The following is a 13,370-nucleotide window of genomic DNA, read 5'->3' on the forward strand; positions in this document are numbered from 1 at the left end:
TCACTACTCATCTAAACGAAAAGTCTGGGTGAAAAAGTTTCTCTTCTAATGTTTTCCTTGAACCTCACCCTTGTCTAATCAGATATATGAAATTGTTTTTGCAGGTATTTAAGTGCCTCAGGAGTACATACACTCTTAAGCATATGATTTAGATCGGAGCCTGCTTCTTCGCGAGTTTTTGAAAGCTCAGTAATACCAGCATCTAACATCCAATGGCTCACCGTTTCATAAGATGTACTATTCCACCCATTTGGTTCTCCTTTGTCATTCACTTTTTCCTTCACACCAGAGATCACAATATCTAAATTTCCTTGGAGTTCTAACAGTGCATTATCAAATGTTAATTTCATTTCTTTAGCCTTCATACCAACACGTCCTCGAAGTTCACGCGTATCAATACCTTCATCATCAAGGATGACATGGTATACATCTAATGCAGCTTTGGATAATAAACCGTCCTTATATCGTTTATCAGGTTCATCTGAATGCCCGAGAACCTTAAGTACATAAGGAAACCAATCACGTGAGACTAGAATAGCTTTCTTTTTAAACATTTTGCCATATGCTGCCGTTCCGTCTCCTGGGAAGCGTACTCTCCACGACCATGGGTCATGAATTGTACCTGAATGCCATTGATTAGGTTCAGTAATACTTCCTAATGAAGGGTGTCCGGGAATAAGGGGAGCTAGTGGCAGAATACCAACTCGCTTGATTATCTGTGTAGCTTCCTCATATGTGTTTGTTATTTCGTAATTCATTTCTAATTCCATCTTTATTCCTCTCCTTCTTTTCTCTTAGTTAAAGGCCGAATCCAATGATATTACCAAGGTAATACAAGACAAACAATGACCATACAATAGAATCATAAACCATGTATTGATGTAGTACAGGGAGAATATTATATACCCTGAAAAGGAGGAATGGCATGTCACAATTCTTCAATAAGATGAAACAAGGTGTCTCTGATGCTGGTAAAAAAGCGCATAATACCGTTGAATCCGCTACATTGAAAATGCAAATATCATCGAAAGAAAAAGAAATAGATAAGAACTATACTGCTATTGGACGTATTGTACATCAAAGTATTGCCCGCAAAGAAAGTATGATCCCAATCAATAAACTACAGAAGAATCAACAAATCATTCTAAAACTTGAGAAAGAAATTGAACATATGCAACGAAAAGTCCAGCAAATCCAAAGTCAAAAGGAATGTGGTTGTGGAAAAATGTTACCTGCAGATGCTACGTATTGCCCTTTTTGCGGACAACAATTTCATACGGTTAAGGTTAAATCTGTCCCGCTTCAAGGAAGTAAATCTTCTAACATCATTCATTGTGTTCAATGCGGTACATCCGTTTCAACAATAGACCACTTTTGTAGGAGTTGCGGATATCAATTAAGGATGAGTTGAACCTCTTTAGTCGGATCATTGCGAGACTATTACCAAAAAGCGGAAGGCTTTTCATGCCTTCCGCTTTTGATTGGTATATTATGCTTCTACAAAATACAAACGACTTGTTCCTTCCCATACTTCACCCGGCTCAAGTCCAATAAGTCCAATCTCTTCGGCATCTCTACCATTAATATTAGGCGCATTCACGAGATTCATTTGTGGTTCTGGGCAGAAGAACTTCTCACACGCACCATTATTCCAAATCATCCAATGCTTATATGATGTACCAACATCATAGATTAACTTATCACCAGTTCTTGTATCCGTCAGTTCCATGAAATTCCGACCATTCTGCGTAACCGATGTATAGTGATTATCCATGCTTGCAAAATACGGATTAACTCCCTCACTCTTCATCAATTGTTCATCTGCGGTTAGAGGCTGAATTCGCCCGGTTGGCAAATTCCGTTCACTAAGTTCCTGGCGTTCACCTATACTGATCTTCACTAGATAATCTGAAGCTGAACTTTCAGGTACAAATGGAGCATTGATTGCCGTATGGAAAGCAAGTAAATTTGGCATCCGTTCTTTGCCTTCATTCTTCACAGTTACTTGTTGTTGAAGTCCTGCGTCACTGAGGGTATATCGTAATGTAATCGTGAATTCGAATGGGAAATACTTTTTATAGAGATGTCCCTCACTCACTTTCTGTGAAAGAACAACCTTACTCTCATATGTATCTGCGGAGAAATGAACTACACTCCATGGAAGGGTATGCATATATCCATGTAAATGATTGCCCATTGCTTGCTCATTGATTGGGAGTTCATAAACTTTACCTTCCCAAGGGAACTTACCATCTTCGAAACGGTTCGGTGGGAACAATACGGGAATACCATAAATTCCAGGATTAGCTTTGAAATCTTCCATTTCATTCGCTTGTGGTTCACGTAAGAAATGGTAACCTTTCTCTGTATCACGGAATAGAATTAAATTACCGCCTAGCTCAGGCAATATAGCAGCTTCATAGCGTCCATGCTTCAACCATATTGCTTTCTCTCCTTGAAAATCTGCTTCGTATGCGGAATATTGTGTACTCATGAATAGCCTCCTAAATGAATATTAAATAATATGCTATATCATATCATGTTCTTATAAGTTATCCAAAGCGTAAACTTCACAAAAAAGTTTGTATTCATAGAGAAATTATATCGGCAAGGATTTCATAAATAATGTAAAATATACATGTTGGTTGAAAAATATACCGTATATTACATTATCGTTTTATTTGTTAGAGAGGAGAGAATCATGTCGAACAGTTTAGAACTATTGGTTGCTACAGATTTCAGCCAATTAAGTGAGGTTCTGCAAGAAAAGATATATTATGAATATTATGATTATGTGTACGGCATGGTATATTACATAGTTAAAGATCATGCTGCCACGGAAGATATAATACAAGATGCCTTTATACAAATCATTAAAAAGAAACCTATTTTTGATAATGTGATCAAATTGAAAGCATGGTTAAAAGTCGTCACCAAAAACTCATCTATTAATTATTTAAGAAAAAACAAAAAACACCGTAACCAAGTCGACATTGAAAGTGTTTATACATATATAGATGAAGGATTGCAAGTTCCAATCTCTGTTGAGAATTTCGTGGAAAGTAAGATGATGGAAGATTCTATTCAAGCTATAGTGAATTCATTGAAACCTGAGTTCCGCGTGTTAATTGAATACCGCTGGAAACAAGGATTGTCCTATAGAGAAATTTCAGAATTGTTAGATATTAGTGAGGAAGTTATCAAACAAAGATTATTCCGCGCTCGTGAGAATGTGAAGAAAAAGCTACATAAAGAATGGGGGGTTATGGATGAACAACGAAAGATTTGATCAATGGTTTGATGATACCTTTGAGCAATCTGTTTCAACAACCTCTCTTACCTCCGATGAATCCAAAAAACAATCTTGGCAAAAAGTTCAAGTAGAAATTCATAAATTGAATAAGTCTAAAAAAAGAAAACGCCATTTCCAACTCGCAGGCATTGTCGCTGCGTCCGTCGCTGCTGGATCCATTATATTCAACCCGCCAGCTGTAACTCAAGCGATCTCACCCGTGTTCCAATCTATCAAAAATTTGGGTAATGGGGTTGTAAATATTATCGTCGAGACCTACAGTCAACCGAATCTAGACGAGGCAATCACTGCTCCTCCACCTGAGAACTATCCTGAAGATCCAAACAATCCTTCGGCTACATTGCATAGCATTTCTGAGGATAAGTCTTATGTCTTAACCATGGAAGAAGTACAGGACAATATTTCATTCATTTATCCTGATTTTCAAAAAATACCAGAGCGGTTTCAATTAATGAGTTCTGAAATGGCTGATTTAACTTCTGGTCAGAAGGCTGATTCAATCACAATGACATATAGAACAACGAATGGTGAACCCATGCGGATTATGCTACAATCTTTCAGCGAACGACAGATGGGCTCTTCTTCTTCTGGCTCTTTAGAAACAGAAATTCTAACTCTCAATAATGATATTGAAGTATTCTTCACACCAGGTAGGTTCAACGATGTTCAGTTCATATACAATGGATTATCCGTTCGAATATTCGGAAATGTAAGTAAGGAAGAACTTATTGCGATTACAGAGAGTCTGCCTAACTAAATCAGAATTAAATAACCCCCTTATCGCTAAAGGGAGGCATCAGCTAAGCTGACACCTCCCTTTAGTCTTTTCTATTTTGTAATAAGGATCGACGATGTATAAGTTACAAATTGTTCCTTAATATCACCCTTCTTAATCCAATGGTTACTCATTCCTCGGTAATAATAACCTTTTGTTACATCCCAATCTGCTTTACCTGTGAAATTATCACTTAGCGTGGTCGATAATACTGTACTTTTAATGGTAATCCAATCTTTCCCTGTCCATCGCTGTATAGATACGTCAGCCCCTAAAGAACTTACCGTTTCGTAAGCAACTGTTGTTGCATTGACTCGTACCTTCAGATTACCCTGATCCGTAATCGTGCTTATACCATCAAACAAATAAACAAAACTCGGATTTATTTCTGTTACCTTTATTTCCTCTTTAGGAGGTGGAGTTGTAAGTGCTCCCGATACTTTCGTATCATCAGCACCCACCTCAAGTGCAAACATCATACTCATTAATGTGACTAGCAAAGTAACGGTTAACGATTTCTTGAAAGACTTGCGCATAATTACTTAACTCCTCTCTGGATTTATATGGAATATAATATAAACGCTTATATCCAGAAAAAAGTTATATGTTTTTTTGATGAAATTATGATGCTCCTTCTTCTATACCTACAAATTGCTTTCTAATCAGTTGAATTCGCGAAATACGCTTATTATCTGTTTCATCAACTATATATACATGATTGTCGAATTCTACAGATTGACCTTTCTGTGGAGGTATGGTTTCAAGTCGTGAATACAACCAACCACCAATAGTATCATAATCCGTAGAATCCATATCCAATTCGAATCGTTCATTGACCTCATCAATCAACATTAATCCATCAATGGAATATTCATCATCACTTATTTTCTCGATTCCTGGCCGCTCTTCGTCAAATTCATCCTGTATTTCTCCTACAATTTCTTCCATGATGTCTTCCATCGTGACAAGACCTGAAGTTCCACCATACTCATCAATTAATATGGCTATTTGCGACTTGCCTCTTTGCATCAGCTTAAGTAACGTACTGATATGGATTGACTCTGGTACGGTAATAATAGGTCGGATAATCGATGGATACTCTTTATCATTCGTACGAATTAAATCCTTAATATGAATAAAACCGATAATATTGTCCTTATCCCCATCACAAATAGGATAACGTGTTCTCATGCCGTCAAATGCAATCTCGAGATTCTCTTCTCTTGTTCCATCTTGGTAAAGGCAGATCATTTCTGTTCGAGGGATCATGATCTCACGTGCGGTCGTTTCCGCAAATCCAAATATATTATCAACAAGTGCAAGTTCTGTGTTATTAATAAGTCCACTTTTATTGCTTTCTTTCATGAGAATACGTATTTCTTGCTCCGTATGAGCCGAACCTAGATCTGAATCCGTTGAGACATTGAAAATGCGTAATATTAGTTTAGCCAATCCGTTTAGAATCCAAATAAATGGAGACATCAGCTTATAGAACAACGTCATGGGTCCTGCTGATAGCAACGTGACAGCATCCGATTTATGCAATGCAAATGTTTTGGGTGCTATTTCACCTAATACAGAATGAAGAATTGTAATAATAACAAATGAGACGATCATTGATATAGTATATATCACTGTTTCACTAGTTCCGAATATGTCAAAAAGAGGATGTAACCATTGTGCCATAGCAGGTGCACCAATCCATCCAAGTCCTAATGATGATATTGTAATTCCAAGTTGACAAGCTAATAAGTATGAGTCCACATTGTTCGTAATATTTCTTGCTAATAATGCACCTTTGCGTCCATCAGAGACTAATGTGTCAATTCGACTACTCCTGGCTTTTACCATTGCATACTCTGCTGAAACAAAAAAACCATTTAATAATATTAATGCAATAACTAAAAATATACTTAGTTCACTCGGTAATGGGTCCAATCTTGTTCCTATTCGCCGTAATCCTCCACTGACGAATAGGTACACCTCCTTCGTTTTTTTAAAATGATTTGTGGAACGAATAGCATCACTGCATGATTAAACATCAATTTCCCAAGTCATTCATCTCCATTTCGTAAATGTTTGAAGCCTTATTATTAATTATATAGTTATACATTACACAGTCAAACGGTGAGGTATGACTATATTTTACAAAAACAATATGATTTGATCTAAAAACAACGATTAAACACTTCAAAAGGGATGCCTTCGTCAATTCAGACGAAATTGCATCCCTTTTGGCAACTTTATACTATGATTAACGTCTCATTGGTTGCATAGTACCCGGCACACCTGGATATTGATAATTAATTGGCTCATCAAAAGTAATATAATCCAAATAGATTGTTAACAATATAACTCTCCGTCCCGTATCGGGTTCACTAATAATAATGTGATCACGTCCGGCAGCTTCCACCACACCTTTAAATATTCTTGCATTCCATTCTTTGTTATTCTCATAGGTCATATAGAATGTTCCTACTTTACCTACATTAAGGCGTAAAATATTCTCAATATAGGATTGCTCAAATACAGGGGCATTGGTTGAAACAACGTTCCCAGTGGGCGTCATCGGATTTCCACTTGCTACTTGTGGGGGTTTCATATATGACCCTCCTACTCCATTACCCATACCATTATTCATTCCCATTCCATTATTCATACCCATACCCATTACACTACCATTTGGTGCACCGTTAACCCCACGTGTATTCCCAATGGTGTATCCTACCGGTTGAAATTGTTGCATCATGATCTAAATTCCTCCTTATGTGTACAAGCAATAACTTAATCTTCTAATTTTGTTTTTTTGATTCACTTTACATTCTGTTAATAGACTGTCGGACAATCTTGAGGTGTTGGTGTAAAAAAGCAATGTGCTTTAAATCTCCCAGTATTTTGCTGATTATACCAAGTGGCTGGGCAGTCCCCTACTGGTCTGAAGAACCAAAGCGCATTGCTAGCAGGCCATCTACGTTCCCCTCTGATGACTCTTTCAGCAAGTCGGATATCTTTGTCACGAGCTGCTTGATAGAAATATCCTTTTTGTGTAGCTTCAAATCCACCCGGGCTTTGGAAGACCATATCTTCTAAGTTGCGGATATTATTGAAATCTAGACAATCTCCTAATACACGATTGACCCCAACATTCCCGACCATTAACATGCCTGCTTCTCCATCTTCTTCAGCTTCAGCTCTCATTAATCTGGCTAGCATCTTCGTATGTGCAGAAGTCGTTTTTACAACGGGCACCCTTACACCTCCTAAAAGTTTTTGAGCATAACATCCTGATTGACATCGAAAAAACTACTTCGGAAGCATTGGCTAAAAGTTTTTGAGCATAACATCCTGAATGACAGCTTCTAATTTCACCATATCTTATGTGCGATAGCCCAGTTTGTGACACAACAAATATAAATTCCTATATTTTACATGGAGTTGATATCTGCCTAATATTCAAGAATTATGATGTGTTGGAAAGTTAGCTACTAATAACTGGAATTACAAAATTAGCTGAGAGTGAGGAATATCCGTTCATGGAAAAAGAAATCATCCTACATAAAGCAATACCGAGATCCTTTATACATTCTTTCTCTACCCGTTCCATACGAACTAATCGTTGGTTAGAACGAGTAATTGCTTATGCATTTCTAGCACCTTCCTTGGTGTTGTTTAGTATTTTTCTATTCTATCCGCTTATTAAATCGGTGTACCTCAGTATGTATTTAACAGATCCTCGCGGGCGTGTCGCACAATTTGTAGGCTTAAAGAACTTTACAGATCTATTGAGCTCTGAACTCTTCTATAAAAGTATTACAAATACTTTAAGTTTCATTCTACTAACCGTTCCTACTGGAATCATTCTAGCCATGTTGCTTGCAGCAATAGCACAGAATCGACTGCGCGGAATATTTCTATTTCGATTTATATTTTCCTTACCCATGGCAATATCAGTTGGTACAGGTTCTATCATCTGGATGATTCTATACCATCCTACCTTAGGGGTATTTAATTACTTCCTAACTCTAATGAATGCAACCCCAATCCATTGGTTAACAGATCCTAAATGGGCACTTATATCCATCTCAATCATGACGGTATGGATGAACTTAGGTTTTCAATTCATTGTATTACTTAGTGGTATGCAGAGCGTTCCCGAAGATATTTACGATAGCGCTAAAATTGACGGATCAGGTTCATTTCGTACTTTCTTCAAATTAACATTACCACTCATTACACCCTCTTTATTCTTTGTAGCCGTTGTATCTATGATTGGTGCATTCCAATCATTTGGGCAGATCAATATTCTGACCAAAGGTGGCCCGATGAATAGTACGAACGTCATGGTGTTTAATATTTATCAAGATGCATTTGTGAATTATAGGTTCGGTGTTGGTAGTGCTCAAGCGTTAATTCTCTTTACTATTATTCTCATTCTAACTTTGATCCAATTCAAGTTCCTAGAGAAGAAGGTGCATTATCAATGATCATCAACAAATGGAATCAAAGCTTCTTATATCTCGCATTAGCGATAGCTTCATGTCTAATCTTGTTTCCCTTACTTTACACGCTATCTTCCTCTTTTATGACAAGCGGAGAATCAGCTATATATCCACCACGATTCATTCCTAGTGAATTACGTTGGGATAATTATTTGGAAGTCTTACAGACCATTCCGGTTATAAGGTTTATCAGTAATAGTTTCGTTGTATCTACTTTTATCATGTTAGGACAGATCGTAACAGCGAGTACAGCAGCTTATGCTTTCGCATTTCTTCGTTTCCCTGGAAAAACATTTCTGTTCGCATTATTCCTTGCAACCATGATGATCCCTTGGGAAGTAACGATGATTCCAAATTATTTAACGGTAAAAGATTGGAATTTACTAGATAGTTATACGGGCTTAATCTTACCTTTTCTAGCTTCAGCATTCGGAACATTCTTATTGAGACAAGCCTATCTGCAATTGCCATCCGAATTATTTGAAGCAGCCCGAATCGATGGTTGCGGGCATTTCCGTATCTTTCTTTCATTAGTTATCCCTTTAACTACTCCTGCGATCGCAACGCTTGGTGTCTATACATTCTTAAATCATTGGAATAACTATTTATGGCCCCTTCTCATTACGAATAAAGAAGAAATGCGTACGGTTCAAATCGGAATCAGTATGCTGCAATTTGAAGAAATGACCTCTTGGAACTTAGTCCTAGCAGGCGTAGTGACTGTTCTGATTCCTTCTCTACTACTGCTTATTCTTGGCTTAAAACCACTCGTCAAAGGAATTACTGCGGGTGCTCTTAAAGGCTAAATGTGATGAAGGCTCAAATGATTCACCTATTATGGTCCGACATTAGAAAATCCTTTGTGGAATATTTCTAATTTCAGATAAAAACATTGATTTACTAAGGGAGAGAAAAAAAGATCATGAATTTAAGAAAAGTCGGTAGCAAGACCAATGTTCTAATGATGTTATTTTGTATCCTGTTTTTGACCTCCGCATGTGGATCAACGGTCAGTAACAATGCAACTGCAGAAACAGCTGTTGCTACATCCAGTAGTGAAGAAAAAACTGAAACTGTTAAGAAAACGGAACCAGTGAAAGTCGTATGGTGGCACTCAATGAGTGGAGGACTTGGAGAAGCAGTGGATAAGCTTGTTGCAGATTTCAATAGTTCACAAGAAAATGTTCAGGTTGAAGCCGTTTTTCAAGGAACCTATGATGAAAGTTTGAATAAATTAAAAGCTGCGATGGACTCAGATAGTAGCCCTGCTCTCATGCAGGTATATGAGATTGGAAGCCGCTTCATGATCGATACTGATGCAGTAACACCCGTTCAGACATTTATTGATCAAGAGAAATATGACATTTCATCTTTAGAAGCAAATATTCTAGGGTATTATACATTCGATAATCAGTTGTATTCTATGCCTTTCAATACCTCCAACCCTATACTCTATTACAACAAAGACGCTTTCAAAGCAGCAGGATTAGATCCTGAGAATCCTCCTAAGACTTATGAAGAGCTAGCTGTAGCTGCTAAAGCATTAACTAGTGAAGGTCAAACAGGCGCTTCTTTTGCAATCTACGGTTGGTTCATAGAGCAATTACTAGCGAATCAAGGTGTAGAATTCATCAATAATGGTAACGGACGAACTACACCTGCAACTTCTTCTTTATTAAATAGTGAAGCAAGCGTTGCAACATTAACATGGTGGAAACAAATGTTAGATGATAAATCTATGATGAATCTTGGTCGTAAAACAGATGATACTAAGAAAGCATTTGCTGCAGGACAGATCGCAATGACGTTGGATTCTACTGCTTCTCTACGCGGTATCGTTAGCTCAGCTGATGGTAAATTCGAAGTAGGAACGGGTTTCTTACCTAAACCTGAAGGTTCTTCTGATGGTGGAGTTGTTGTCGGCGGAGCAAGCTTATGGATTATGAATAATAAGTCCCAAGAAGAACAGCAAGGGGCTTGGGAGTTCATTAAATTCTTAGCAGAACCAGCAACACAAGCATATTGGCACGTAAACACAGGATACTTCCCGATCACGCAAAAAGCTTACGATGAGCAAATTGTAAAAGATAATCTAACTGCATACCCTCAATTTCAAACAGCTATTGATCAACTTCATCAAACGAAACTTAATTTAGCAACACAGGGTGCTGTGATGGGTGTCTTCCCTGAAGCACGTCAATTGACAGAAACAGCTATTGAAGAAGTATTAAACGATAGTAAATCTCCACAAGAAGCATTGGATGACGCAGCCAAAGCCATTAGTAGCAAGATCGAAGAATATAATTTGACCGTTAAATAATGATTTGAAACAAGAAAAGCTCTCCCATTCAACTGCAATTGCAGTATTGGGAGAGCTTTTTTTCAACATTAGTTAATCATATCCTTGTCGATTGCTTGAACCTTCTACTTGAGGGGTATTACGTGGGGTTCGAAGAAACCCCATATATCGAGTGCCTTTAAAGGTTAACTGACCTGTATCTCCTTCAGCACAAAGGCCATACTCTTCCCCATTCACAGCAAACTCAATTCGATCTCCACTGTCAACTTCAAAGGTAATATAGTAACTAGTACGAGTATAACTAGATATTTGATCATTTTGGTGGTTATGATGTTGGCTAACTTCGTTACGTTTACTCACAATACTCGACCCTACGGTGAGTACAGGTTGTTTATTATTATGCTTCCATTGTGATATCCCTTTACTAACACTCCATAACAAAATCCCCATAATGACAATCATGAAGATTGGCATGATCGTTCCTACAAAATCAAACATCCAGAATGAGTTCATTCCTAATCTTCTCCCCCTTATGTAATGCGATTAAGACTTGGTCACTTACTTCCTTATCATATATATGCTTGACACTTAAGATATTGATTGTTTTTTATAAAAAACAAATAAGAGATAAGGCATTGTTGCCCTATCTCTTCGTCATTCATTATTAGAGTATTAAACATTCATTAATTGCAGAAAAGTCTGAGTTTCATCCAATGCACTTTCTTCTGTCATAAGTCCTTGCTCGGTCCAACAAGCTCTACATTTCTCTTCAGTAGTACATAAATGAGCATCTTCACATGTATAGCAAAATTGAAGTAAGTTCTGAGTAATATCCTTATTATAATTGAAAGTTGTCATCGTTCCCACTCCTATCGACTTGTTTTATTTTCTATCTTGTTTATATATTTAAGATATCATAGTTATTGAAATTTATTTGTGATAATATTCACAATGTACATCAAAATTAATATTTTATTTTTTTTAATTTTATTTTTTTTAACAATTTAACAACTAAAGAACTTCCCAGCTAACGCCACCATTTATAGTCTGCAAAAGTAATGAACGCTTCTTTTCAGTGTTTTCTAACAATATCCAGCCTATATTAGATGAAACAAAATCTATTTTCGCTACTTTTGGGTAACTGTCTAAATATTGTTGTAATAACTGGCTAGCTGGTAACTCCATCCAATTCACTCCGCGATCGACTGTATGGTACATAAACGAATCATGTAAGTACCAACCTTCATTCTCATTAATAAATACGGGACTAAGCATCGCATTCAAATCATTTGCCCATTTCAGATTAAAAGGAGCAAACTCCCAAGTCTGTCCTTTATTCGTCGTGAAATAACCATTGAATTTACTTCCTTCATCTGTAGAACAATTCAAAGGTATATATCCATGATTAGTTGATCCATTAAGGATTCGAGGAGTTCCTAAATTCAATATGCTGCAACCCCTCATTTTATTAAAGTCTATGAAGTCTGAGAATATATTCCATGTATTCCCGCCATCTTCTGTTGTATATAGTTTTGGCGTCTCCATATCCTGTACGGTTACAAAGCCATGAAGTGAATCAACAAATGTCATGTCCTTGATGTTACCCGCATACGAAATGGAACTAACTGTATCACTTGATGAGGTTAATGATCCCGTATTCTGCATGATCTTAGTCCAACTAGCTCCACCATCATCAGTTCTATAGAGGTATTTCTCTTCACGACTCGTACTACTTTCTGAAGAGGTCATGATCCAACCTCTAGATAAAGTAGAGAAAGATATACCATTACTCTTATCTGACTTAGGTAATGCGGATATCTTCCATTGTCCTCCCCCATTTGTTGTACGAAGAACAACCGTTTCATTGATTTCTTGACCATCGCGGATTATCCAACCATTATTCTTATCTATAAAGAATAGGTCTGTACCGTATTTCGGATTCGTAGTAAATTGAACATTCTCTGCTGGGGAAATATTAATCCAGGTTTCTCCATTATCTTCGGTAAGATATAATCTCAGTGATTTGCGAGTTATCCCCCAAGCTAGTCCAGTTGTATTATCTATTAAATGAAAATCTATCAACCGAGTCTGAATCTGATATTGTTCCATCTCATTAGTTGTCTTATCCATCGCGTCCGAACTAACGATGTTCAAAGTCTGTCCTTGCTCACTTAAATCCTCTTGTTCTACGGATGTTGAATTATCTGATTCGATGACGTCGTTATCTTTATTACAAGCAGTCAGTATCAAACTGAGTATAAATATTAAGCTAAACAATATATATCGTCTTGATTGCATTATTCATGCCTCCGTGATTACAAACTTTATTGAGAATTAACACTATTACAAGTTAGTATTATAACATAAAATAGCGATATCATCGTTAGTATGAAACTCTAGATATCGAAAATCTCTCTTTCCCCTATTTACTTAAGTAAGTTGTTATCATATTGTAGTAAACGTAATATATATTATGTTAACCAT

Annotated in this window: 15 protein-coding genes; 6 read left to right on the plus strand and 9 right to left on the minus strand. The window is 37.0% G+C overall.

Translation table 11 applies throughout. The features are described from left to right. Nucleotides 1-74: 74 nt before the first annotated feature. Entirely contained in the window at nt 75-770 is a 696-nt protein-coding gene (locus LPB68_RS01525; RefSeq protein ID WP_232510223.1) for an AlkZ-related protein, read from the minus strand. 155 nt (nt 771-925) lie between these two features. Between LPB68_RS01525 and LPB68_RS01530 the strand changes: the two genes are divergently transcribed. Continuing rightward, on the plus strand, nt 926-1,411 hold the full coding sequence (locus LPB68_RS01530) for a zinc ribbon domain-containing protein (protein WP_068658519.1): 486 nt from the start codon (nt 926-928) through the stop codon (nt 1,409-1,411). 78 nt (nt 1,412-1,489) lie between these two features. Here LPB68_RS01530 and LPB68_RS01535 read toward each other — a convergent pair whose 3' ends face one another. After that, a complete protein-coding gene (locus LPB68_RS01535; RefSeq protein ID WP_068658517.1) occupies nt 1,490-2,494 on the minus strand; it encodes an aldose 1-epimerase in 1,005 nt (334 codons plus the stop codon). A 207-nt stretch (nt 2,495-2,701) separates the two neighbouring features. Between LPB68_RS01535 and LPB68_RS01540 the strand changes: the two genes are divergently transcribed. Next, nucleotides 2,702-3,289 carry an RNA polymerase sigma factor gene (locus LPB68_RS01540; protein ID WP_068658515.1) on the plus strand — a complete coding sequence of 196 codons (588 nt, stop codon included), beginning with the start codon at nt 2,702-2,704 and terminating at the stop codon, nt 3,287-3,289. Next, the gene (locus LPB68_RS01545; RefSeq protein ID WP_068658514.1) at nt 3,270-4,070 is read left to right on the plus strand and encodes a DUF4367 domain-containing protein; all 801 of its coding nucleotides are present in this window, start codon (nt 3,270-3,272) and stop codon (nt 4,068-4,070) included. Before LPB68_RS01540 ends, LPB68_RS01545 begins: the two co-directional genes overlap by 20 nt. 71 nt (nt 4,071-4,141) lie before the next feature. Here the strand turns inward: LPB68_RS01545 and LPB68_RS01550 are convergent, their stop codons facing one another. From LPB68_RS01550 to LPB68_RS01565, 4 genes are all read right to left on the minus strand, one after another. Next, a complete protein-coding gene (locus LPB68_RS01550; RefSeq protein WP_068658512.1) occupies nt 4,142-4,624 on the minus strand; it encodes a hypothetical protein in 483 nt (160 codons plus the stop codon). 85 nt (nt 4,625-4,709) lie between these two features. Continuing rightward, on the minus strand, nt 4,710-6,038 hold the full coding sequence (locus LPB68_RS01555; RefSeq protein ID WP_068658736.1) for a hemolysin family protein: 1,329 nt from the start codon (nt 6,036-6,038) through the stop codon (nt 4,710-4,712). Between the two features lie 304 nt (nt 6,039-6,342). Beyond that, nucleotides 6,343-6,837: a spore coat protein GerQ gene (gene gerQ / locus LPB68_RS01560; protein WP_418303813.1), complete on the minus strand. Its 495-nt coding sequence runs from the start codon at nt 6,835-6,837 to the stop codon at nt 6,343-6,345. Between the two features lie 77 nt (nt 6,838-6,914). Further along, on the minus strand, nt 6,915-7,301 hold the full coding sequence (locus LPB68_RS01565; RefSeq protein ID WP_099458693.1) for a cell wall hydrolase: 387 nt from the start codon (nt 7,299-7,301) through the stop codon (nt 6,915-6,917). Between the two features lie 320 nt (nt 7,302-7,621). Between LPB68_RS01565 and LPB68_RS01570 the strand changes: the two genes are divergently transcribed. From LPB68_RS01570 to LPB68_RS01580, 3 genes are all read left to right on the plus strand, one after another. Further along, nucleotides 7,622-8,572 (plus strand): carbohydrate ABC transporter permease, encoded by a 951-nt coding sequence (locus LPB68_RS01570; RefSeq protein WP_082865719.1) that lies wholly within the window; start codon nt 7,622-7,624, stop codon nt 8,570-8,572. After that, nucleotides 8,569-9,393 (plus strand): carbohydrate ABC transporter permease, encoded by an 825-nt coding sequence (locus LPB68_RS01575; protein ID WP_068658508.1) that lies wholly within the window; start codon nt 8,569-8,571, stop codon nt 9,391-9,393. Before LPB68_RS01570 ends, LPB68_RS01575 begins: the two co-directional genes overlap by 4 nt. A 158-nt stretch (nt 9,394-9,551) precedes the next feature. Beyond that, nucleotides 9,552-10,907: an ABC transporter substrate-binding protein gene (locus LPB68_RS01580; protein WP_418303849.1), complete on the plus strand. Its 1,356-nt coding sequence runs from the start codon at nt 9,552-9,554 to the stop codon at nt 10,905-10,907. A gap of 72 nt (nt 10,908-10,979) precedes the next feature. Here the strand turns inward: LPB68_RS01580 and LPB68_RS01585 are convergent, their stop codons facing one another. The 3 genes from LPB68_RS01585 to LPB68_RS01595 all read right to left on the minus strand — a co-directional run bounded on the left by LPB68_RS01585 (nt 10,980) and on the right by LPB68_RS01595 (nt 13,184). Then, nucleotides 10,980-11,399 carry a DUF2500 domain-containing protein gene (locus LPB68_RS01585; RefSeq protein WP_068658503.1) on the minus strand — a complete coding sequence of 140 codons (420 nt, stop codon included), beginning with the start codon at nt 11,397-11,399 and terminating at the stop codon, nt 10,980-10,982. Nucleotides 11,400-11,558: 159 nt separating this feature from the next. Further along, nucleotides 11,559-11,744, minus strand: coding sequence for a hypothetical protein (locus LPB68_RS01590; protein WP_068658501.1), 186 nt, complete (start codon nt 11,742-11,744; stop codon nt 11,559-11,561). 153 nt (nt 11,745-11,897) lie between these two features. Continuing rightward, complete coding sequence (locus LPB68_RS01595) at nt 11,898-13,184, minus strand: WD40/YVTN/BNR-like repeat-containing protein (RefSeq protein WP_068658500.1); 1,287 nt, start codon at nt 13,182-13,184, stop codon at nt 11,898-11,900. Between the last annotated feature and the right edge of the window lie 186 nt (nt 13,185-13,370).

Origin of the sequence: Paenibacillus crassostreae, from assembly GCF_001857945.1 — a bacterium.
In the GTDB taxonomy this organism is placed as follows: Bacteria; Bacillota; Bacilli; order Paenibacillales; family Paenibacillaceae; genus Paenibacillus_AQ; species Paenibacillus_AQ crassostreae.